Annotated in this window: 22 protein-coding genes; 6 read left to right on the top strand and 16 right to left on the bottom strand. The window is 64.5% G+C overall.

Annotation, left to right across the window (positions count from 1 at the left end; all coding sequences use genetic code 11):
* Window positions 1–89 precede the first annotated feature (89 nt).
* The 12 genes from POM99_RS19980 to copC form a co-directional block, all read right to left on the bottom strand.
* Complete coding sequence (locus POM99_RS19980; RefSeq protein ID WP_277280451.1) at window positions 90–515, bottom strand: hypothetical protein; 426 nt, start codon at window positions 513–515, stop codon at window positions 90–92.
* A gap of 363 nt (window positions 516–878) precedes the next feature.
* On the bottom strand, window positions 879–1250 hold the full coding sequence (locus tag POM99_RS19975) for a copper-binding protein (RefSeq protein ID WP_277280450.1): 372 nt from the start codon (window positions 1248–1250) through the stop codon (window positions 879–881).
* A complete protein-coding gene (locus tag POM99_RS19970) occupies window positions 1247–4381 on the bottom strand; it encodes an efflux RND transporter permease subunit (protein WP_277280449.1) in 3135 nt (1044 codons plus the stop codon). The genes POM99_RS19975 and POM99_RS19970 overlap by 4 nt, the downstream gene beginning before the upstream one ends.
* Window positions 4378–5610, bottom strand: coding sequence for an efflux RND transporter periplasmic adaptor subunit (locus POM99_RS19965; RefSeq protein WP_277280448.1), 1233 nt, complete (start codon window positions 5608–5610; stop codon window positions 4378–4380). The genes POM99_RS19970 and POM99_RS19965 overlap by 4 nt, the downstream gene beginning before the upstream one ends.
* A complete protein-coding gene (locus POM99_RS19960) occupies window positions 5607–6863 on the bottom strand; it encodes a TolC family protein (protein WP_438823035.1) in 1257 nt (418 codons plus the stop codon). Before POM99_RS19960 ends, POM99_RS19965 begins: the two co-directional genes overlap by 4 nt.
* A gap of 138 nt (window positions 6864–7001) precedes the next feature.
* The gene (locus POM99_RS19955) at window positions 7002–7268 is read right to left on the bottom strand and encodes a hypothetical protein (protein ID WP_277280447.1); all 267 of its coding nucleotides are present in this window, start codon (window positions 7266–7268) and stop codon (window positions 7002–7004) included.
* A gap of 72 nt (window positions 7269–7340) precedes the next feature.
* Entirely contained in the window at window positions 7341–7715 is a 375-nt protein-coding gene (locus POM99_RS19950; protein ID WP_277280446.1) for a hypothetical protein, read from the bottom strand.
* Window positions 7712–8158, bottom strand: coding sequence for a Cu(I)-responsive transcriptional regulator (gene cueR, locus POM99_RS19945; RefSeq protein WP_277280445.1), 447 nt, complete (start codon window positions 8156–8158; stop codon window positions 7712–7714). The genes POM99_RS19950 and cueR overlap by 4 nt, the downstream gene beginning before the upstream one ends.
* Window positions 8155–8358 carry a DUF2933 domain-containing protein gene (locus tag POM99_RS19940; RefSeq protein WP_277280444.1) on the bottom strand — a complete coding sequence of 68 codons (204 nt, stop codon included), beginning with the start codon at window positions 8356–8358 and terminating at the stop codon, window positions 8155–8157. Before POM99_RS19940 ends, cueR begins: the two co-directional genes overlap by 4 nt.
* Window positions 8355–10709 (bottom strand): heavy metal translocating P-type ATPase, encoded by a 2355-nt coding sequence (locus POM99_RS19935; protein WP_277280443.1) that lies wholly within the window; start codon window positions 10707–10709, stop codon window positions 8355–8357. Before POM99_RS19935 ends, POM99_RS19940 begins: the two co-directional genes overlap by 4 nt.
* Before the next feature lie 64 nt (window positions 10710–10773).
* The gene (copD, locus tag POM99_RS19930; protein ID WP_277280442.1) at window positions 10774–11706 is read right to left on the bottom strand and encodes a copper homeostasis membrane protein CopD; all 933 of its coding nucleotides are present in this window, start codon (window positions 11704–11706) and stop codon (window positions 10774–10776) included.
* A gap of 6 nt (window positions 11707–11712) precedes the next feature.
* Window positions 11713–12096: a copper homeostasis periplasmic binding protein CopC gene (copC, locus tag POM99_RS19925; protein WP_277280441.1), complete on the bottom strand. Its 384-nt coding sequence runs from the start codon at window positions 12094–12096 to the stop codon at window positions 11713–11715.
* 28 nt (window positions 12097–12124) lie between these two features.
* On the opposite strand from copC, the gene POM99_RS19920 reads away from it, so the two are divergent.
* The 6 genes from POM99_RS19920 to POM99_RS19895 all read left to right on the top strand — a co-directional run bounded on the left by POM99_RS19920 (window position 12125) and on the right by POM99_RS19895 (window position 16842).
* Entirely contained in the window at window positions 12125–12514 is a 390-nt protein-coding gene (locus POM99_RS19920) for a hypothetical protein (protein WP_277280440.1), read from the top strand.
* Entirely contained in the window at window positions 12511–12966 is a 456-nt protein-coding gene (locus tag POM99_RS19915; protein WP_277280439.1) for a periplasmic heavy metal sensor, read from the top strand. The genes POM99_RS19920 and POM99_RS19915 overlap by 4 nt, the downstream gene beginning before the upstream one ends.
* Complete coding sequence (locus POM99_RS19910; RefSeq protein ID WP_277280438.1) at window positions 12963–13529, top strand: RNA polymerase sigma factor; 567 nt, start codon at window positions 12963–12965, stop codon at window positions 13527–13529. The genes POM99_RS19915 and POM99_RS19910 overlap by 4 nt, the downstream gene beginning before the upstream one ends.
* 58 nt (window positions 13530–13587) lie before the next feature.
* Window positions 13588–15381, top strand: coding sequence for a copper resistance system multicopper oxidase (locus POM99_RS19905; protein ID WP_277280437.1), 1794 nt, complete (start codon window positions 13588–13590; stop codon window positions 15379–15381).
* Window positions 15378–16328 carry a copper resistance protein B gene (locus tag POM99_RS19900; RefSeq protein ID WP_277280436.1) on the top strand — a complete coding sequence of 317 codons (951 nt, stop codon included), beginning with the start codon at window positions 15378–15380 and terminating at the stop codon, window positions 16326–16328. Before POM99_RS19905 ends, POM99_RS19900 begins: the two co-directional genes overlap by 4 nt.
* A gap of 85 nt (window positions 16329–16413) precedes the next feature.
* A complete protein-coding gene (locus POM99_RS19895; protein ID WP_277280435.1) occupies window positions 16414–16842 on the top strand; it encodes a DUF411 domain-containing protein in 429 nt (142 codons plus the stop codon).
* Window positions 16843–16897: 55 nt separating this feature from the next.
* Here POM99_RS19895 and POM99_RS19890 read toward each other — a convergent pair whose 3' ends face one another.
* Genes POM99_RS19890 through POM99_RS19875 form a run of 4 tightly spaced genes read right to left on the bottom strand, consistent with a single transcriptional unit; the run spans window position 16898 to window position 20749 of the window.
* Entirely contained in the window at window positions 16898–19186 is a 2289-nt protein-coding gene (locus POM99_RS19890) for a TonB-dependent receptor family protein (RefSeq protein ID WP_277280434.1), read from the bottom strand.
* Window positions 19187–19201: 15 nt separating this feature from the next.
* Window positions 19202–19933 (bottom strand): class I SAM-dependent methyltransferase, encoded by a 732-nt coding sequence (locus tag POM99_RS19885; protein WP_277280433.1) that lies wholly within the window; start codon window positions 19931–19933, stop codon window positions 19202–19204.
* Window positions 19934–19941: 8 nt separating this feature from the next.
* Entirely contained in the window at window positions 19942–20283 is a 342-nt protein-coding gene (locus POM99_RS19880; RefSeq protein ID WP_277280432.1) for an SHOCT domain-containing protein, read from the bottom strand.
* 58 nt (window positions 20284–20341) lie between these two features.
* The gene (locus tag POM99_RS19875) at window positions 20342–20749 is read right to left on the bottom strand and encodes a hypothetical protein (RefSeq protein ID WP_277280431.1); all 408 of its coding nucleotides are present in this window, start codon (window positions 20747–20749) and stop codon (window positions 20342–20344) included.
* Window positions 20750–20772 lie beyond the last annotated feature (23 nt).

The raw sequence follows: 20772 nt of genomic DNA, 5'->3' as shown, positions 1-20772 counted from the left end.
CAACATCCCCGCCCTCGCCGTTCGTATGCACAAACGGACAGCCTCAAACATGCCCAAGGGTGGGGTCAATTTTAGACGCCGATTACCCCTCAAACGGGGTCAATTTTGCACGCCGGTCTACACTCTTGAGCGATGACCGCATCAAGGAGGTTAACAGGCAAGCCATTTTCACAAGCTATGTCGGACATTGCCCCAAAGTACGCTGCACGGCGGCTCTCAATTTCCGGTGGCAGCCACCACGTCGGATAATAGTACCCATCCCCCAGGCATGATGCAGCCGCGGAAGGCCCTGACATTGCCGAGGGTTCCTGTTCAAACGGCCCTGAAGGCGGGTTTTGGCCAATAGCTAGATTTTTCACGCGGATGCCATATGCACTGGCGAGTTGGCCCAAGCCTTGGAAATGGGCGCGCAGCGCAACCCCGACAGCTCCATTCTCGTTTCCGGCGGTGGCAGCGGAAGGCTCAAAACGTGCTAGATCGACTTCTCTTGCCTTTGCGGGCGAGACGAAAATCATCGCCGCGGCTACGATCAATTTTGAGTTGGCTGAAATCACGACACGCCCTTCCAAGTGGCGTGTGGTCTCATGGGGTTTGCGCTAGGCTAGCCAATCAAAAACGTTCCTTGCTGTCAACTCCTGGAAATTGAGCATGCAGCAGCCAAGGATATCTAACCATCGAACCCTCCGGCAGGCTGTCAGCCTAATCTGCCAACTCTACTCACCCGACGAATGCTAGAATATCTCAGACATGCCGGGTATGTTGCAGACCAAAAGCACGATGCTCTAGGATACCAATCGACCTAATCGCGACATCATAACGGCCTCGCGATCATTAGTCCGCCCGGCAGCAGTCCTGATTCTGCCGCCGGGCGCACTTGATCAGTTGGCCTTGGCGATCTTCGTGATCGCTCCAGCCTTGCCGTCCCAGTCGATCTCGAAGTCGACCTGGTCGCCGACCTTTATGCCCGCGAGTTGTTCCAGCTTGGCGGTAAAGCCCATCGTCATGGCGGGCCAGTCGAGACCGCTCATCGCCCCGTGATCGAGTGTGATCGTGCCCTTGGCAGCGTCGATCGCGGTGACCTTGCCGGCCGCCATGCCGTGTTTCATCGCGCCGGCCATCGGCATCTCCGCCATGTTGCCGGACATCATACTGGAACTCGGCGCGGGCGCCGGGGCTTCAGCCTTCTTCTGGCAAGCCGCCAGCGTGGCTGCCAGCGCCAGGCTCGATGCGACAATCAGGGTCTTCTTCACTTCACTTCTCCTTCGGGTTGGACTTGGGATCGGGATCGGCGACGCATCAGCAGATAGGCCGCCGGGATGACGAGCATCGAGAGCAAGGGCGCGGTGAGCATGCCGCCGACCATCGGCGCGGCGATCCGGCTCATCACTTCCAAACCGGCGCCGCTCCCGGCCAGCACCGGGAGCAGACCAGCGAGGATAACCGCGACGGTCATCGCCTTGGGCCGCACCCGCAGCAGCGCGCCCTCGCGCACCGCGGCGGCAACATCGCCGTCGCCCCGCGTCTCAAGCGCCTGCTTGAGGTAGATCAGCATGACCACCCCGAACTCTGCGGCGACGCCGGCGAGCGCGATGAACCCGACCGCAGTTGCGACCGATTGGTTGTAGCCCAGCCACCAGAGCAGCCACAGCCCTCCGGTGAGCGCGAAGGGCAGCGTGCCCATGATCAGCAGCGCCTCGTCCCAGCGGCGGAAGGTGAGATAGAGCAGCGCGAAGATGATCGCGAGCGTCACCGGGATGACGAGCTTCATCCGTTCCTTGGCGCGGACCAGGAACTCGTACTGCCCGGTGTATGAGATGCTGACGCCGGGCGGCAGCGCGATCTTGCCGGTGATCGCCCGGTTGATGTCGCGGACCAGGCCAACCATGTCGCCGCCGCGCCCATCGACGTAGATCCAGGTGACCGGGCGCCCGTTTTCACTCCGCAGCATCGGCGGACCGTCGCTGATGCGCACGGTGGCGACCGTGCCGAGCGTGATTTGCTGGCGCGAAGGGGTCAGCACCGGCAGGTTTGCCAGCTTGTCCACGCTGTCGCGCAGTTCGCGCGGGTAGCGCACGCTGATCGGATAGCGCGCAAGCCCCTCGACGGTCTGGCCGATCGTCTCGCCGCCAATCGCGCCTGAGACCACCGCCTGTACGTCGGCGACATTGAGACCGTAGCGTCCGGCGGCGGCGCGGTTCACATCGACGTCGATATAGCGCCCACCGGTGAGCCGCTCGGCGATGGCCGAGGAAACGCCGGGGACGGCTTTGACCACTTCCTCGATGCGTTTCGCCGTCCGGTCGATCTCCCCAAGATTCGATCCCGCGACCTTGATGCCGATCGGGCTCTTGATCCCGGTCGCCAGCATGTCGATCCGGTTGCGGATCGGCGGAATCCAGAAGTTGGCAAGGCCGGGCACCTTGACCCGAGCATCGAGTTCCTCGACCAGCTTGGCGGGCGTCATTCCGGGCCGCCATTGATCACGGGGCTTGAACCGGATCGTCGTCTCGAACATTTCGAGCGGCGCGGGATCGGTCGCGCTGTCGGCGCGGCCGGCCTTGCCGAACACGCTCTCAACCTCCGGGACGGTCTTGATCATGCGGTCGGTCTGCTGGAGCAGGCGGCCTGCTTCGGCCGCCGACAGGCCCGGCAGCGCCGAGGGCATGTAGAGCAGGTCGCCCTCGTTCATCTGCGGCAGGAACTCGCCGCCGATCCGGCTGACCGGCCACAGGCTGGTGGCGAAGACCAGCAGGGCAACAAGCAATGTCTGTTTCGGGCGCGCCAGCACCCAGTCGATGACCGGGCGGTAGATGCGCGTGAGCCAGCGATTGAGCGGGTTGGCCTCCTCGCTCGGAATACGCCCCCTAATGAGGAGCCCCATCAGCACCGGGATCAGCGTGATCGAGAGGAAGGCGGCGGCCGCCATCGCGTAGGTCTTGGTGAAGGCCAGCGGGGCGAACAGGCGACCTTCCTGCCCTTGCAGCGTGAAGATCGGCAGGAACGAGAAGGTGATGATCAAGAGGCTGAGAAACAGCGCCGGGCCGACCTCTGCGGCAGCGATGGTGACGAGCTTCCAACGGGTGGGCGGATCGGGTTCACCGTCGCCATGATCGTGTCGCCAGCGTTCGAGGTGCTTGTGGGCGTTCTCGATCATGACGACGGCCGCATCGACCATCGCGCCGATGGCGATGGCGATGCCGCCCAATGACAGGATGTTGGCATTAAGCCCCTGCAGACGCATGACGATGAAGGCGATGAGGATGCCGAGCGGCAAGGTCAGGATCGCTACCAATGCCGAGCGCGCGTGCCACAGGAACAGCGCGCAGACGAGCGCGACGATGATGAACTCTTCGAAGAGCTTGCCGGTGAGGTTCTCGACCGCGCGGTCGATCAGGCCCGAACGGTCATAGGTGGTGACCAGTTCGACGCCGGGGGGCAGGCTTTTCCTGAGCTCGTCGAGCTTGCCGCGGACGCCCTCGATCACGGCTCGGGCGTTCTGGCCCTGCCGCATCACGATCACCCCGCCGGCGACTTCGCCCTCGCCGTTGAGCTCGGCGATCCCGCGCCGCATCTCGGGGCCGAGCTGGACCGTTGCGACATCGCCCAAGGTTACCGGCACACCGCCCGCCGCAGCGCGGATCGGCACGGCGCGGAAATCGTCCAGCGATTTGAGATAGCCGCTGGCGCGCACGGTATATTCCGCGCCGGCCATCTCGACGCTCGAACCGCCAGTCTCCTGATTGGCGCGCTTGAGTGCTTCGGCAACGTCTTCTCCGGACACGCCGTAGGCGGCGAGCTTCGCCGGATCGACGACGACCTGGTATTCCTTGACCATGCCGCCGATGCTGGCGACCTCGGCGACACCGGGGACGGTCTTGAGTTCATAACGCAGGAACCAGTCCTGCAAGCTGCGCAACTGGGCGAGGTCGTGCCGCCCGGTCTTGTCGATCAGCGCGTATTCGTAGATCCAGCCGACCCCCGTGGCATCGGGACCGAGCGAAGCGCGTGCCCCTTCGGGCAGGCGGCTCTGCACCTGGCTGAGGTATTCGAGCACCCGGCTGCGCGCCCAGTAGAGATCGGTGCCGTCGTCGAACAGCACATAGACGAAGCTGTCGCCGGTGAACGAATAGCCGCGCACCACGCGCGCGCCGGGGACCGAGAGCATGGTCGAGGCGACCGGGGTGGTGACCTGGTTCTCGACGATCTGCGGCGCCTGCCCTGGCCACGAAGTGCGGATGATGACCTGCACGTCGGAGAGGTCTGGCAAGGCATCGACCGGGGTGGTCCGCACCGCCGCGATACCGATTGCGGTCAACACCAGCGCGGCGGCGATGACCAGTTTACGCCCCTTGATCGAGGCGCGGATGATGCTTGCGATCACTGCCCACCTCCGATCGGGCGAGCGGCAATGCCGGTCAGGCTGGCTTCGGAATCGAGCAGAAACTGGCCCGAGGAAACGACCTTCTCACCCGCCGCCAATCCGGCGAGCACTTCGGTCCTGCCGCCGCCCTCGCGTCCGATGCGGACCTCGGCAGGGCGGTAGCGGCCATCGGGTAGCGCCAGCATGACCAGCGCACGCGCACCGGTGCGGATCACCGCCTCGCTCGGCACGAGCAGCGCAGGCTTGCCGTCTCCGGCAAAGATCACCTGCGCAAACATGCCAGGGCGCAGTCTGCCGCCGCGATTGACGAGCTCGATGCGGACGGTCAGCGTGTGGCTATCGGCCTGCGCGGCGGGCAGGATCGCGGCGACCCGTCCGGCGAAGGTCTCACCCGGGAACGCCGCCAGCGTCGCGCTTGCGCCTTGGCCAGTCCGCACCAGTCCGGCCTGCGCCTCCGGCACCGCGGCATTGAGCCAGACCGTGCCGATCCCGCTGACCTGCGCGAGGCTCTGTCCCGCCGCCAAGGTCATGCCCGGGCGCACGTCGAGCGTCTGGATCACGCCGCCGATGGGCGAACGGATCGTCACCGTGCCATTTGTCCGTCCCGTCCGCTCGACTTCGCCGATCAGCGTGTCGGACATGCCCATCAGCCTGAGGCGCTGGCGCGAGGCCGCGGTGAGGTCCGGTCGTCCGAGCCGCTTGACCGCAAGGAACTCGCCCTGCGCGCCGCCCCATTCGGGCAGTTGCAGGTCGGCAATCGGCGCCCCAGCGCCGATCACGTCGCCCGGTGCGCGAGCATAGACACGGGTGACAAAGCCGCCAGAACGCGCCTGGGCGATTCCCACGTCGCGCTGGTTGAAGTCGATGGTGCCGTTGACCGTAAGGCCCGAGGGCAAGGCGCCCATTTCCGCCGCGACAACCCGCATCCCGAGGTTCTGTTTTGCGGCTGCGTCCACGCTCACGCCCGGTCCGGTGTCCGGAGCAGCGTCGGCGTATTTCGGGATCGTCTTCATCCCCATCGACGAGAGGGAGTTGGGATTGTCGTAGTGCTCGGCCGGCACCATCGGATCGTACCAGTAGAGAATCTTGCGTTCCACTTGTGTCGATCCGGCCTCGGTCGCGGGCGATCCGCCACGTTGTCCCAGCCAGTATCCACCGCCGCCTGCAACCAGGGCCAATGCCATCACTCCCGCGCCCCAGCGCGCGGCATTCTTCCCATTCAGCATCATGGCCGAACCTCCCCGTTGGTAATTGGCCGATAGGTGTAATTGATCCGAACCGCGTCGCGCGCGACGTCTGCTTCACGAGACAGCGCATCGACTTCGGCTTCGGCCAAGGCGAGCGACGACAGCAGCGCGCTGCCGAGGTCGAGCTTGCCCGCCGCGTAGCTCGCCATGTCGAGTTCGGCCCGGCGCCTGGCGAGCGGCACCAGCACCTTCCGGGCATTGTCGAGCCGTTGCATGTGCATTTCGTGATCGGCGAGATCGCCGTCGAGTGTGGCCAGAATTTCGCGCTCGGCGGCGGCACGCAGCAGCCGCGCCTGCGTCTCGCCGCTCAGGCTGGCGGCGATCTTCGGATCCTGCCGCCGCTTGGCGAAGAACGGCAGGTCGATGCTAACGCCCACCGAAACCATGTCGCCATAGGCCGGGTCGCGGCGGCCATAACTGGCGCTCACTCGCCAGTCGGGGCGTTTGTCGGCGCGGGCAAGGCTAGTATCAGCCTCAGCCCCGATGATACCCGCGTCGAGTGCCTTAAGGCGCGGCAGCAGTGGAATGCCCGCGATCAGGCTGGCCCTGTCCACTTCCGGCATTGGCGGGTCGCCAATGACATCCGCATCGGGATCACCGGTGAAGCGAGCCAACCGGGCCTTCGCTCGCACGACCTCGGCAGCAAGTTCGCTGCGGCGGTCGTTGACCGCGCCGCGCAATTGCGTCGGCTCGAGTGCCTGACTCGGCCGCGCCGAGCCAGAGGCCAGTCGCGCCGAGACAGTCGATTGCAGATCATCGAGGCTCTCGATCAGCCGGTCCAGTTGGGCCAGTCGCCGCTTGGCATAGTAGAGATCGATCCAGGCAAGCGCGGTCTCAAGCCGGACATTCTGCGTCTCGACCGCAAGCTCGCCCTCGGCCATGCCGATGTCGGCCTGCGCACGCGTGCGCTGCGCGCTGCGCTTGGCGGGATTGGGGAATGGCTGTTCGACCCCGATCCGCGCCATCGTCATGCTCTCAGCCGTGAAGCTGAAGGCGGGCGGGCCGGAAACAGGGAAATTGTCGATGCCGACGTTGAGGGTGGGATCGGGCAGGCGGCCAGCGGCAACCGCAGCAGACCGTTTGGCTTCCACGCCAGCTGCGCCTGCCTGGATCGAGGGAGCGTCTTGTGACGCGCGCTCGATCGCCGCATCGAAGGGAAGCGGTTCGGCCAAGGCCACGCCCGGCACTGTCGCCAGCATTGGCGCAAGCAGCGGCACGAGAATAATCAATCGCATGGGAATCTCCCGTTCGGAGATCACCGGGCCGATACTGAATGAAGGCTTCCGATTGACGCGGCGCCGGCGAAGGGGGCTACTCCGACGGCGCCACGCGCCCGGCCAGTCAGTCTTGTCGTTATCGGCCAGGCAATCGCCTTAGCCGGCCGACGGCGCCCGGCCCTTGCCGGACATGTCCATCATGCAGCCGGACGCATCCGCCTTCATCATGGCGCAGTCGCAATTGGCCATCGTGGACGCACCGTCACTGACCCAGACACGCGTGCGCGAGGGCACGGTCGACTTGGGTCCGAACGAGGGCTGGGTGCGCCATTCCCAATGGCCGCTAGCGGCGTCATGGGCGGAAGCAACGGATGCGGTGGCGAGGGCCGCCACAGCGGCGGCGAGCGTGAGAATCGTTTTCATGTGCAAAATCCTTGGATGAACGGGAAGGAAGGCGTGCGCCGAACGCGAGCGTTCGGCAGCCGCCGTCAGAGTTCAGCCAAGGCGTGCGGGTGGTTCGGGTTCAGGACCGGTATCGCGGCCGATCAGCGCGGCGACAGGCATTTGCGATGGAGCCGCCGCGCGGAACTGCGGCGAGGCATCAAAGGCGAGCGGCGCCATCAGGGCCAGGGACACCGCGCAGCCCATCTTCGCCATGCAATCGGGGGTCCCGTCACATGGCTTCTCGCGCTGTTGCGGCGCCTGTTTGGTAAGGCCCATCATCTCAGCGCAATCGGGGCTCATCTGTCCGGCAGGCGTGGAGACCTGCTCGACCTTCTGGGCCGGCATCACATGCGCGAACGCGGCCTCCTGGCCGAGAAGGCCAAGCAGTACTCCAGCGAGCAGCAACAGGGAGAGCAAACGCTTCACACGCCCTCTTTCGGCTTGCCGGAAAATTCTGTCAATTGCCGCGCCGGGCGGCGCCGTGGTTCGGCAAGCCCCGCCAGGATCGGGCAATCGGGCCGCGCGTCACCGCTGCAGCCTTCGGCGAGTTCCAGCAGGGTGCGCCGCATGGCTTCCAGTGCTGCCGCCTTGCGGGCCAGATCCTCGGCATGTTCAAGGGCGATGGCCTTGACCTCGCTGCTGGCACGGGTCCGATCGTCCCACAGGCCGAGCAGCACCGATATTTCATCGACCTGAAAGCCGAGATCGCGGGCATTGGCGATGAACCGCAGGCGCTCGATCGATGCGGGTGAATAGTCCCGATAGCCATTATCGCGCCGATCCGGGCGCGGCATCAGGCCGATGCTCTCGTAGTGCCGGATCATCCGCTGCGATACGCCTGTCGCTTTCGACACCTGCCCGCTGTTCATAGCTCTTGTCCCGATGATTGGTGGCGGTGGCCATGGTGATGGCCGCCATGGAAGAAATGCAGCAGCGGGCAGGCGAACAGGAATGCGTAGGGGATCAGACCGAACAGATGCTGCCGGTGCTCCGGATAGACGAGGAAAATGCCGATGAGAGCGGCCGAGAACGCGGCCAACAGCCAGGCTCGCTTGTTGCGCAGATTCATAGCGTGATCCTCCTCAAACGCAGGGAGTTCGTGATGACGCTGACCGAAGACAGTGCCATCGCCGCTGCGGCAAAAATCGGCGAGAGCATCAGGCCAAACAGCGGATAGAGCGCGCCCGCCGCCAACGGGATGCCCGCGACGTTGTAGGCGAAGGCGAAGAACAGGTTCTGCCGAATGTTGGCCATGGTGGCATGGCTGAGGTGCCGGGCGCGGGCGATCCCGGTGAGATCGCCTTTGAGCAGCGTCACCCCCGCGCTCTCGATCGCGACATCGGTGCCGGAGCCCATGGCGATGCCGACGTCAGCGGCGGCCAGCGCAGGCGCGTCGTTCACCCCGTCGCCCGCCATGGCGACGACGCGGCCTTCGGCTCGCAGGCGCTTGACGATCTCGCTCTTGCGGTCGGGCAGGACATCGGCTTCGACATCGGCGATGCCGAGCCGCCGGGCGATGGCCTCGGCAGTCACACGGTTGTCGCCAGTGAGCATGATGACATGGATGCCAGCCGCATCGAGCGCCTTGAGTGCCTCTGGCGTGGTGGCCTTGACCGGGTCGGCGATGCCGATCGTGCCAGCCATGCTGCCGTCCACGCCGACAAAGATCGCGGTCGCGCCCTCGGACCGCAGACGGTCGGCCTGCGCCGCAAGAGATGTCGTCGCGATACCCTGCTCTTCGAGAAAGCGCGCATTTCCGGCAACGATCCGGTGGCCGTCGATTGTGCCGGTGATGCCTTTGCCAACCGGCTGATCGACGACGCCCGGTTGGCTAAGCGAAAGGCCCCTGGCTTCAACTCCCTTGACCATGGCCTGCGCCAAGGGGTGCTCACTGCTACGCTCGAGGCTGGCGGCGAGGCGCAGCACTTCGTCCTGATCGAACCCGTTGGCGGTCTCGACCGCAACTACGGCCGGCTTGCCTTCGGTCAGTGTCCCGGTCTTGTCGACGACCAGCGTATCGACCTTTTCCATGCGTTCGAGCGCTTCTGCATTCTTGATGAGAATGCCCGCCTGCGCGCCGCGCCCGACGCCGACCATGATCGACATCGGCGTGGCGAGGCCCAGCGCGCAGGGGCAGGCGATGATCAGAACCGCGACCGCAGCGATCAGGCCGTAGCCCATCGCGGGCACCGGGCCGACCAGCGACCATGTGACGAAGGCAATCGCGGCCACGGCTATCACAGCTGGCACGAACCAGCCCGACACGGTGTCGGCAAGGCGCTGGATCGGTGCGCGGCTGCGCTGCGCATCGGCGACCATCTGGACGATGCGGGCGAGCATCGTGTCGCGGCCGATCTTCTCGGCGCGCATCACGAGGCCGCCGGTCTGGTTGATCGTGCCGCCGATCAGCTTGGCGGCAGGCTCCTTGGTCACGGGCATGGATTCGCCCGTCACCATCGATTCATCGACCGTGCCGCGCCCTTCGATCACCTCGCCATCGACAGGCACTTTCTCGCCAGGACGTATGCGGAGCGTGTCGCCGACCTGGACGAGATCGAGTGCGACCTCCTCGTCGCTCCCGTCGGAGCGAACCCGGCGGGCAAGCTTGGGCGACAGGTCGAGCAACGCGCGGATTGCTCCGCTCGTCGTCTCTCTGGCACGCAGTTCGAGCAACTGGCCGAGCAGCACCAGCACGGTGATCACCGCTGCCGCCTCGAAATAGGCCGGGACCGCACCATGCATCGTGCGGAACGCCGCCGGGAACGCGCCGGGCGCGAGGGTCGCCACCATGCTGTAAGCCCAGGCCACGCCGGTCCCCATGGCAATCAGCGTGAACATGTTGAGATGGCGCGTCCTCAGCGAGGCCAAGCCACGCTCGAAGAAGGGCCAGCCTGCCCACAGCACCACTGGCGTCGCCAGCAACATCTGCGCCCAGTTCGACATCTGCTGGCCGATCAAGCGGTCGAGCTTGAGCAAGTGACCGCCCATTTCGAGCGCGACCACTGGCAGGCTCAGTATCAGGCCGATGACAAAGCGCCGCTTCATGTCGGCATATTCCGGCGATGGGCCGTCCGCGAGCGTCGGTGTCATCGGTTCGAGCGCCATGCCGCAGATCGGGCAGGAGCCAGGTCCGGGGCGCTGGATCTCCGGATGCATCGGGCAGGTCCAGATCACGCCTTCGGGCGTGGGTTCCGACCTGCGGGGTGCATCTCCCACATAGCGCGCCGGATCGGCCTCGAACTTGGCGAGGCAGCTCGCGCTGCAAAAATAGTGGTGCGTTCCGTCATGCGTCGCAACGTGCGGCGTGGTTTCGGGATCGATGCTCATCCCGCAGACGGGGTCCGTCGCCGTTTTCGCCTGCGACGTAAGACCTTCGCCCGAATGGGCGCATTTGGAATGATCATGATGCGACTCGGTCATGGTCGATGCTCCACTGTCGCTCTCTTCATCGACCTTGACATCATGTCAGGGTCAAGAGGCGATTTCAGACCGCAGTTCCGAGCGGTTCCAGCGTGCCGAGCCATGCGACCAGCGCAAGGATAGCGAGTGCGGCAAGTCCCTCGACAAGCAAGCTCCGCCGCAAGGCGCCGACCGCCGCTCCAGCATCGTCCGCTTGCGCCGCCGCGCCGAGCGTCGGCGTGAGCCGCCAGCGATTTATGGCTGCCAGGATCAGCATCGCCGCGAACAGGGCAAGTTTTGCGAGCAAAAGCTGGCCGTATGTCGAAACAATGAGACGTGCCGGATCGGGCCAGCCCAACAGGATCAGACCGTTGGCGACCCCGGTGGCAACGATCAGTCCGACAGCGAGTGTGCCCACCTGCGAGAACTGGGCTAGCGCGCGGGCGGCCATCGCCAATTGCGCCTCCGTCAGCAGGGCAAAGGGACGAAACAGCAGCAAGGCGAAGGCGGCAATTCCGCCAATCCACACCGCAGCCGCCAACATGTGTACCACATCGGCGCTTCGGTGCAGGGTTCCCTGCCAGCCCTCCGTGGCACCGGCATGTCCGGTCCAGACCAGTGTAGCGATGGCAAGTGCGGCGCACAGCAGGAGGCCCATCCTTGCGAAAAGGCGCCCTCTGTCCAGCATCAGGGCGAAGACCAGCGCCACAAACATCGCCGCCATGCGGACGATCCAGGCGGTACCAATGGCGGTTTCGCCGATGATGCTTCGCGCCGTTTCGCCATCGATCGCCAGCAGGCTCGTACCCGTCATCGACGCGATCAGAGCCGCCATGCCGAAGGCGGACAGCAGCAACCCAAGGAACGATAGCGGGATGGCTAGCCGCGTCAGCGGCAACATGCCGCTGGTACGCTCCTCAGCAGTCTGGCCGTAAAGCGTGAAGGCAACCAGTCCCGTCAGGACCATCAGGTCCGCATAGAGAGCGAACCGGATGACGATGACGGGAAGATCGGTCATTATGCCCTACCGCACGGTGAAGCTGAAATTGCCGCTCATCCGGTGGGTATCCGCACCGGCGGCGGTCCAGGTCACCTGATAGGTTCCGGCGCTGAGCGGGCGCCGAAGCAGCAAGGTCATCGACTTGCGATCCTTGCCGATCTGGGCGGTGAAACCGGTGATCGGCATCGGCGCGTGGCTACCCATTCCGGGCATGCCAGTCATCGCGATCTCGGCGCGTGCGGTGGCACCGATCACGGCTTCGTTGAAGCGCAGCTCGACTTTCGTCGGCGCCGCGACCGAGGCGTTGGCCGTCGGCGTCGAAGCGACAAGTGCGGTATGAGCACTGGCGAGTTGAGGCGCGGTAAGGCCGAGCGCGGTGATGGCGAGCAGGGTACGGGAAAGGCGCATTGCAAGGGGTCCTTCGACGGAAGTGTCATTGTTCAATACGCAGCTGCCGCAGTTGCCCCTCGAAAGTTTCTTGCCGCCTTTTCTTGAGGGATTGCGCGCGCGCCTGCGTATAAAGCGCAAAGACACTGGGAGTAATTTCGTGTTCGACCTTGACCAGACCCTTCGCCGGCTTGGCGATTTACCCGTTCCCACTGGCCTCGCCGGGATCGACGACGCTGTTTTCGTCGGTCTTGCTCAAAGGCGTCAGGAAGCGATGGGCGCAACACGAATGATGAGCCTGGCCGCCGCCTTGGCGCTCCTTCTGGGTGTGGCAGGGGGTGGGCTGTCCGGCGGCGATCCGGCCAGTGCCCGGCCGCTGTCTCCGTTCTCGCCCGATAATCCGCTTGCGCCATCGACCTTGCTGGATGTCCATCCGTGAGCTGGGGCAAGCGCCTCGCTCTTATCGCACTGGTTGCCTTTCTCGCGGCAATGGGCGGTGTCTATGCCGGGCGCGAACTCTTCCAGCAGACGCGACAGAGTGAGACAGAAATCCACGCACTGCTGCACAAGCAGTTGAGTCTCGATGACGCTCAGGAAGTCAAGATCGATGCCATTGAACGGCGCTTAGCCACCCGCCGCCAGGCGCTCGAACTGGAGATGCGCGCGGCCAACGCCCACCTTGCCGCGGCGATCGAGGCCGAGCACGGCTATGGGCCCGAAGTGACAGCAGCGATCGACCATACCCACCAAGTGATGGGCGACATGCAGAAGGTTACGCTCGAGCACCTCTTCGCCATGCGGGCCGTCCTGAAACCCGATCAGGCCGCCGTATTTGACCGGACCGTAGTCAAGGCGCTCACACCCGACGTTGCGGCCCCTGAAGCGCAGTGAGTCTGTCGCTCTCCGAAGCGAGCGACGCCGAACTCGTGGTGCTTGCGCACGGAAACCAGCAGGCTGCCTTTCGTGAACTGCTGGCGCGCTACCGCGAGCCGGTGTTCAGGCTGGTTCGCGCAAATATCGGCGATGCCGATGAGGCGCTCGACCTCACCCAGGAGGCCTTCATAGCTGCCTTCGCGGCATTGAATCGTTACGACCCTGAACGATCGCTTCTCACCTGGCTCAAACGCATCGCGCTCAACAAGTGCCGGGACTGGGCGCGGCGGCGCAGGGTCCGCTCGTTCTTCACACGCGCCGCGCCGCTCGAAGACGCATATTCGGTTTGCGACGGGTCTGCCCCGATCGATGCGCAGGTTGCCAACCGCAAGGAACTCGGCCGGACGGCCGACGCGATCGCCGCACTGCCGTCACGGCTGCGCGAAGTTCTAGTGCTGCGAACCGTCGAAGGCCTTGGTCAGGCAGAGGTGGCCGAAATCCTTGGTGTTAGCCAAAAGACCGTAGAAACCCGGCTGTATCGGTCCCGGACGAGGCTCAGGGAAATTCTGGGGCCAGAGTGAGGGGCGACGGCGCAGGCCGCGTATGGGCATCAGACAGTTCAGGTCAGATTGGTGCCGCATGCAAGCTTTCCCGATAGATCGACGTTCCCTGATCCGCACCGGTTTGTGGGGCGGAGGCGGGCTTGCGCTCGCGGCCGCGCTCCCCGCCTGGGCGCGGAGCGGGACTATGGGCCTTGGCGCACCGATGGCGACGGTGTCGGGCGAGGATATCCAGCTCGACATCGGTCATGTGATGATCAGTGTCGGCGGGCGCGAAGGGCACGCTGTTGGCATCAACGGCACGGTTCCGGGGCCTGTAATCCGGCTGAAGGAGGGGCAGAAGGTCCGCCTCGCGGTGAGCAATTCGCTGGGCGAGGAAAGCTCGATCCACTGGCATGGGCTGCTACTGCCGTTCCAGATGGACGGTGTGCCCGGGGTGAGCTTCCCCGGAATCGGTGCAGGGAAGACCTTCAACTACGAGTTCCCGGTGCGCCAGTCCGGCACATACTGGTATCACAGCCATTCGGGCATGCAGGAAGCGATGGGCATGTACGGTGCGATCGTTATCGATCCCGCCGGTCCCGATCCCGTTGCCTATGACCGCGAGCATGTGATCATTCTGGCCGACTGGAGCTTCCTCCATCCACACATGATCCTGCGCAAGCTGAAGGCGCAGGGCGGCTATTTCAACATGCAGAGGCAGACACTTTCGGGGTTGATTGCAGGCAAGGATCAGTCGGCCGCAGATCGACGGATGTGGGCGAAGATGCGAATGGATCCGACCGACATCTCCGATGTCACCGGATCGACCTATCACTACCTCGTCAACGGCCACGACAGCACTGCAAACTGGACCGGACTGTTCGCGCCGGGCGAGCGCGTGCGTCTCAGGATCATCAATGCCTCGGCGATGACCAATTTCAACGTGCGCATACCCGGCTTGCCGATGACGGTAGTGGCAGCTGACGGGCAGAATGTTCAGCCGGTGGAGATCGACGAATTCCAGATCGCCATCGCCGAGACCTACGACGTGATCGTCGAGCCCAAAGGCGACGAAGCCTATGGCCTGATTGCAGAGGCCATTGATCGCTCGGGCCAGGTGCGCGCAACCCTCGCGCCACGCCTCGGTATGGTCGCGCCAATCCCGCCGATCCGCGAGCGGCCGCTATTGACCATGAAGGACATGGGCATGGGCGACATGGACATGTCGGGCGGCGGCATGGCCGGAATGGACCACAGCAAGATGTCGGGTGGCGACACGGCGGGTATGGATATGTCCGGAAGCGCCATGCCAGCCATGGACATGTCGGGAGGGAGCATGAAGATGCGCGACCCTTCCGTCGCGCCGCAGGTCAAGCTGGGACCGGGGGTTGCGACGCTCTCCCCCATGCCGATCGACCGCACCGGCGAACGCCCGACCGGGCTCGAAAAGGTCGATCACCGGGTGCTGACCTACCATGACCTCAAGTCGCTCACGCCCAATTCGGACGCGAGGGTGCCCTCGCGCGAACTCGACATCCATCTGACCGCGAACATGGAGCGCTACATGTGGTCATTCGACGGCGAGAAGTTCAGCGACAACACCACGCCGATCCCTTTCCGCCTGGGCGAGCGGGTGCGAGTCAACCTGATCAACGACACGATGATGCCGCATCCGATCCACCTGCATGGGCATTTCTTCGAGGTGGTCACCGGCAACCCCGGTCATTATCCGATGAAACACACGGTCAACGTCCTGCCCGGCGGCAAGGTCTCATTTGACCTTACCGCCGACGGGCTCGGCGACTGGGCGTTCCACTGCCACATGCTGCTGCACATGATGGCGGGCATGTTCCGCGTCGTTACGGTGCGGCGCGAAGAGGATGCGGCATGAAAACGATCCTGCTCGCCGCCGTAACTGCTTTCGCGCTGCCGGTCCCGGCGATGGCCCAAAGTGATACCCAGTCCATGCCCGGAATGGACATGGGGCAAAAGCCAGTGCCACCGAAGGAGCAAGCGGCTCCTCCAATTCCAGCACCGACCGGTAAGACGGACGACGCCATGCCGGGCATGGATATGGGCCAGCCTGGTGATACTTCCATAGGGGCCGCGCCTGCTCCCGCACCACCAGACGATCATGCTGCAGATGCCCTATTCGATCCCGCGAAAATGGCCCGCGCCCGCGCAGCGCTGCGCCAGGAGAACGGCGCCTTCAGCGGCTCCATGGTGCGGTTCGACCTCGCCGAGTTGCAGGTCCGGAATGGGAGTGATGGCTATCGCTGGGAAGGCGAAGGCTGGTTCGGCGGCGATATCGACCGGTTGGTCATCCGGTCGAAGGGTGAAGGCTCGTTCGGACAGCGGATCGAGAAAGTCGAGGTCCAGGCGCTGTACTCACGGGCGATCTCACCCTTCTGGAACGTCCAGGTCGGCCTGCGCCATGACATCGTGCCGAACCCTTCGCGGACCTATGCCGTTGTAGGAATCGAAGGAATTGCGCCCTACTGGCTCCATTCCACCGGGCAGGTCTTTCTGTCCAACAAAGGCGAATTGCTGGCACGGATCGAAGGCAGTTACGACGAACGGATTACCCAGCGCTTGATCCTTCAGCCCCGTGCCGAACTCGATTTGTCAGCGCAGGACGTACCCGCAAGCGGCATCGGCTCGGGCCTGTCGAGTTTCGAACTGGGCGCTCGCCTGCGCTACGAAATCCGCAGGGAGTTCGCGCCCTACATCGGGGTCGAATGGTCGAGGAAAGCCAGTGGCACTGCTCGATACTCCCGCTTGCGCGGCGAGGATCCCAGCGCCGTCAATTTTGTCGGGGGCGTGAGATTCTGGTTCTGAGAACTCGATGCATTTATGTAAAAATGGCGATCTTGACTTTCGGTGTCCCGATGCCCTCCAACTATGGATAAAGGAGTAAAATGAGATGCGTAGATTGCTTCTGGCTTTGGCCCTGATCTCGACACCTGCTCTCGCCGCCAGCGACATCCTGATGCACCGCGATCCAGGCTGCGGATGTTGTGAGGAGTGGGCGGCGCGGGTCCGGCAAGCGTTCGGGCGCGACATGCGCATCGTCGATGATGCCAACCGCGCCGCGTTCCAGCGTCGGGTCGGCCTGCCTGAGGCGCTGGCATCGTGTCACACTGCCGTGGTCGATGGATTGGCCTTCGAAGGTCATGTACCCATCGCCGACATGCGCCGTGTTCTGGCGAGCCGCCCCAGGGGCGTGCGCGGACTGGCAGTTGCGGGAATGCCGCTGGGGTCGCCCGGGATGGAGGTTCCGGGCGGACGAACGCAACCTTACGCGGTCATGGCCTTCGGCACGGAGCGCCCAAGCGTGTTCGCTCGGCATTGATCCGGCCGGGCGTGGCGACGCCGTCTGCGCCGCTACGCCGGACTGGCTCGCCCGATCAGAATTTCGCCGTCACGCCAGCCTGGATCAGGCGCGGGCTGCCGGGCAGGATACCGCGCAGGAGATCGACGATATAGACCTTGTTCGCCACGTTCTTGACCGTCGTGAACAGGGTGAACCGGTCCGACACCTCGAAATTCACCGCGGCGTTCCAGATGCCGTAGGCCGGGATGCGGCCGCGCTGGCCATTGGCGGAGATCGCGACCGTGTTCAGGTTGTCGCCGAACTGGGAAGAAACGTGGACGTATTCCACCTCGGCATGGACCGTCCCCGCGGACAGGCCGAGCGTCGCCGAAAGGGTGTGTTCCGGCGCATAGGGCAGGCGACGTCCGCGCACGTTCACTTCGCCGGCATCGCACGGGGCAACCGCGACCGCTCCTGCGAGAGCCTCGCAGCGGTCGGCGGTGAACTTCGCGTCGGCAAGCCAGGTCCAGGCGACACGCCCCTCGATCGCCCAGCCGTCGGTCCATCCCGCGTCGCGGCTGTTGCCGGTCGCGAGAAGTTCGAGACCCTGATGCAGGCTCTTGCCGGCATTGACGGCGCCCGCCGGATTTCCGGCGGCGATGCTTCCCGGGATGACCTGGTTGTCGAAGTCGAGCCTGAAGGCGGTCGCCTCGACGAACAGGCCCCGGGCGGGACGGAAACGCGCGCCGATCTCGAAGTTCCAGCTGCGCTCGGCATCGAGATCGAGCGTGCCGCCGGTCGCGGTGATGATGTCTGCCACGCCCGGCGGTGAGAAACCGCGGTGGACACCGGCGAACAGGATGGCGTCTTCGCCCACTTTCCAGCTTGCACCGATACCCGGAATGACTTCGGTGATGGTTGTCTTGCCGGCCAGTCCGGTCAGACCGTCCTCGCGCTTGTAGCGGATATTCTCGACCCGGACACCGGGCGTAACGCTGACATCGCCCAAATCGACCCGTACCTGGACATAGCCTGACAGCGCCGTGATACGGCGGTCGCTGAGTTCCTTGATGCCGCTATTAGGGCCAGGTCCCGCCGTGCGCCCGCCCGGCGTGTCGGCGTTGAACTGGCGGCGATCCTGCGTTTCGTGCTGGATGCGAAGCCCGGCATCGACCTGACCCCAGGCCGGCGACCAGACCAGACGCGGCTCCAGTCCGTAAACATTGTAAGTGCGCAACCGCCCCTCGGTGCCGCAGCCCGTCGAAAGATTGGGCATGCTCGGTACACCGTTCGGCAGGATCACCGGCGCCCCGCAGGCCGGGTCGCTCGCATCGCTTGGCCGCTGCGACGAGTTCGAGGACTGGCGCCACCAGTTGCGATCGAAATAGCTGTAGAACGCGCTGGTCGACAGCTTGAGATCATCCGTCACCTGCCAGCCATGGGTGGCCGAAATGCCATAACGGCGGGTGTTGAACCGGTCGTTGACGAAGGGGTTGTAGCGTGGATCGAACTGGTACTCGGCCAGAGTCAGGCCGCTGTAGGTCTGCTTGCTGTTCTCGTCGTAAAGGCTCGCGCGGACAGTCAGGGAATGCGCCTCGCCGAGTTGCGCCTGGAACTTCAGATTGGCGTCGGTGACCGCGCTGTGCAGGTTGTCGCGCGCGCCGTCGCTTTCCTTGCGGTTGACGATCAGGTTGATACCCGCATCGGACCCGAGCGGGCCACCGATGCTTCCAGTCAGGTCATAGTAGCCGCGATTGCCGACTGCTGCCTTGAAGTGCCCGCCCAGCGTTTCGGGAACGTCCGGCGTGACATAATTGATGACCGCGCCCACCGTGTGCGGGCCATAGAGGATTTGTCCCGAGCCCTTGATTACCTCGATCGATGCAAAGCGGTCGATCGGCGGGTGGTAGTAGCTCGCGTTGTCGCCATAGGGGCTGTAGGTCAGCGGAATGCCATCCTCGAGCAGCAGAATTTTGGTCGATCGCGTCGGTTGAAGTCCGCGGACGCCGATATTGGGGCGCAGGCCGATGCCTTCCTCGTCGCGCACGACCAGGCCGGGCACCTTGCGCAGCGCCTCGTTGACGTTGAACACGCGCGCGTTCTCAAGTTCAGTCTGGGTGACCACGGCAGTCGATCCCGGTGCCGGATCCTCTTGCCGGCTGGCAATGACCAGAATGTGATCGGCCGAGCCGTCATCGGCGGTTTTGGATGATGCGGCCTCTTCGGCATGAGCCGGAAAAGCCAGGAACGCCGAGCACAGCAGGACGGCCCTGCGAGACAGGTGAAACAACAACGATATACCCCCTGATGCGAATCGCTCGCGCCCTAAGTTGCTAATGAGTTGCAATAACAATAGCGGTCTGTCAACATGGATGCGGGGCAAGACCTTCAGAGCGGGTCATCCAGGCTTTTGCGCCCATAGCGCGATGAATGCGGCTCCCGCGATACCGCGCCGGCCAAGCCAGCCGTCGATCGGTGCCATGAGCCGGGCGGCACGGGCGAACGGCGGATAGAAGATCGCACCTTCGATGCGCCGCAGCTCGAGCCGCTGACTTGCGACGAGCCGCCGCAGTTCGCGCGAAGTCCTGAACCGTGCCGCGCGCCATGTCCGCGAACCCGACCAGCCCTTGATTCTCCTGATCGCGGCCCAGATGCTCCACTTGCCCAGTTCACCAAGGACCAGCCGTCCTCCCGGCCTGAGGACGCGGTTCATCTCCGCCAGCGCGATCTCCGGTCTCTCGACGAAGCACAGGACCGCTATAGCGACGACGCAATCGAACGAGGCATCCGCAAAGGGGAGCGCTTCGGCCCGTCCCGCCAGAACCGTGTAGGAATGACCTTCGGTGTCCGCGCGGCGCCGTGCGGCGGTCACTGCGCGTGCATCGGGGTCCACCCCCGAAACTGTCGCGCCGCGACGAGATAGCTCCGCCATCAACGCGCCGTCGCCGCAACCGACATCAAGGACGTCAAGACCCTTCACGTCCCCCAAGAGGTCAAATATCAGGCCGACTTCCAGCCCATCGGTAATCCGGCCGAGCGTCGACGCACGCCAGCTTGCGTAAGACTCTTCGAATGAGCCGCCACCCATGTCGCGGGTCCGAGCCTCCGGGGCCTCGTCCGGCGTTCGCACCGCGACGGCTACTCCTCGAGAGTCTTGCGCCGTTCCTGGTACTCATCCTTGTCGATTTCGCCGCGTGCGTAGCGCTCCTTGAGGATGTCGAGGGCGTCTGGCCGACGGGGGCCTTGCGAACCCGATCCCAGCCACTTCACCGCCAGAACAACCGCGGCAATGAGCGCCGCAACGACAAGGATCATGAACAGTGGACCAAGTATCACGTGCCCCCAGCCTCCCGTGGTATCCATCATGTGCGGGCCGTATCCGTGGTTACGGTCCCAGGCCGATGATTGTGCCGCAGCGAGTGCCGGCCACAGCGCAAGCGTCGTGCCCGTTATTGCGGCGAATTGAATGGACCGTTTCATCGTAGCCTCCTTCCGCGGAATGCTCGAGCAGCGGTTCGCATGGGACAGTCCAACCCGCTCAATGCCCCGCATCGCTCTTGGGGGCGGCCTCGCCGCCGGGCGCGGCATGATGCTGCTCGCCAGCCTCGGGTTTGCCTTCGGTGCCTTCGTCTTCCTTGCCTTCCTGATGATGCGGCATTCCCGCAGGCATCATCTCTTCGGCGCATTTGTGCATGCGCTGGCTCATGCGCGCGCGTATTGCCTCACGGCCGGTTTCGCCGGTATTTCCTTCCTCGCTCATGCATTGCTGCATTTGCCGCATCATGCCGGCCATGGCCTGACGATGCACCGGTCCCATCGCCTGCGGTACCTGTTGGGCCGCTGGGTGCTCTCCAGCTTCTGCGGCGACCACAAGGCCGCTGATGGTCAGGCTTGCGAACCCAGCGAGAATGGCCAAGCCTGAACGGGACTGGGCAAACTTCGACATGCTTCTTCTCCTGCTTGCTAAAT

Source organism: Novosphingobium cyanobacteriorum (assembly GCF_029436685.1).
Taxonomy (GTDB): domain Bacteria; phylum Pseudomonadota; class Alphaproteobacteria; order Sphingomonadales; family Sphingomonadaceae; genus Novosphingobium; species Novosphingobium cyanobacteriorum.
The sequence above is the reverse complement of the archived record's forward strand: the minus strand, read 5'-3'. Positions and strand labels throughout refer to the sequence as shown.

Coding starts and splice junctions, on each gene's coding strand:
- POM99_RS19980 (WP_277280451.1), bottom strand. CDS start 515: ATGATTTTCGTCTCGCCCGCAAAGGCAAGAGAAGTCGATCTAGCACGT.
- POM99_RS19965 (WP_277280448.1), bottom strand. CDS start 5,610: ATGATGCTGAATGGGAAGAATGCCGCGCGCTGGGGCGCGGGAGTGATG.
- POM99_RS19960 (WP_438823035.1), bottom strand. CDS start 6,863: ATGCGATTGATTATTCTCGTGCCGCTGCTTGCGCCAATGCTGGCGACA.
- POM99_RS19955 (WP_277280447.1), bottom strand. CDS start 7,268: ATGAAAACGATTCTCACGCTCGCCGCCGCTGTGGCGGCCCTCGCCACC.
- cueR (WP_277280445.1), bottom strand. CDS start 8,158: ATGAACAGCGGGCAGGTGTCGAAAGCGACAGGCGTATCGCAGCGGATG.
- POM99_RS19940 (WP_277280444.1), bottom strand. CDS start 8,358: ATGAATCTGCGCAACAAGCGAGCCTGGCTGTTGGCCGCGTTCTCGGCC.
- POM99_RS19935 (WP_277280443.1), bottom strand. CDS start 10,709: ATGACCGAGTCGCATCATGATCATTCCAAATGCGCCCATTCGGGCGAA.
- copD (WP_277280442.1), bottom strand. CDS start 11,706: ATGACCGATCTTCCCGTCATCGTCATCCGGTTCGCTCTCTATGCGGAC.
- copC (WP_277280441.1), bottom strand. CDS start 12,096: ATGCGCCTTTCCCGTACCCTGCTCGCCATCACCGCGCTCGGCCTTACC.
- POM99_RS19905 (WP_277280437.1), top strand. CDS start 13,588: ATGCAAGCTTTCCCGATAGATCGACGTTCCCTGATCCGCACCGGTTTG.
- POM99_RS19900 (WP_277280436.1), top strand. CDS start 15,378: ATGAAAACGATCCTGCTCGCCGCCGTAACTGCTTTCGCGCTGCCGGTC.
- POM99_RS19895 (WP_277280435.1), top strand. CDS start 16,414: ATGCGTAGATTGCTTCTGGCTTTGGCCCTGATCTCGACACCTGCTCTC.
- POM99_RS19880 (WP_277280432.1), bottom strand. CDS start 20,283: ATGAAACGGTCCATTCAATTCGCCGCAATAACGGGCACGACGCTTGCG.
- POM99_RS19875 (WP_277280431.1), bottom strand. CDS start 20,749: ATGTCGAAGTTTGCCCAGTCCCGTTCAGGCTTGGCCATTCTCGCTGGG.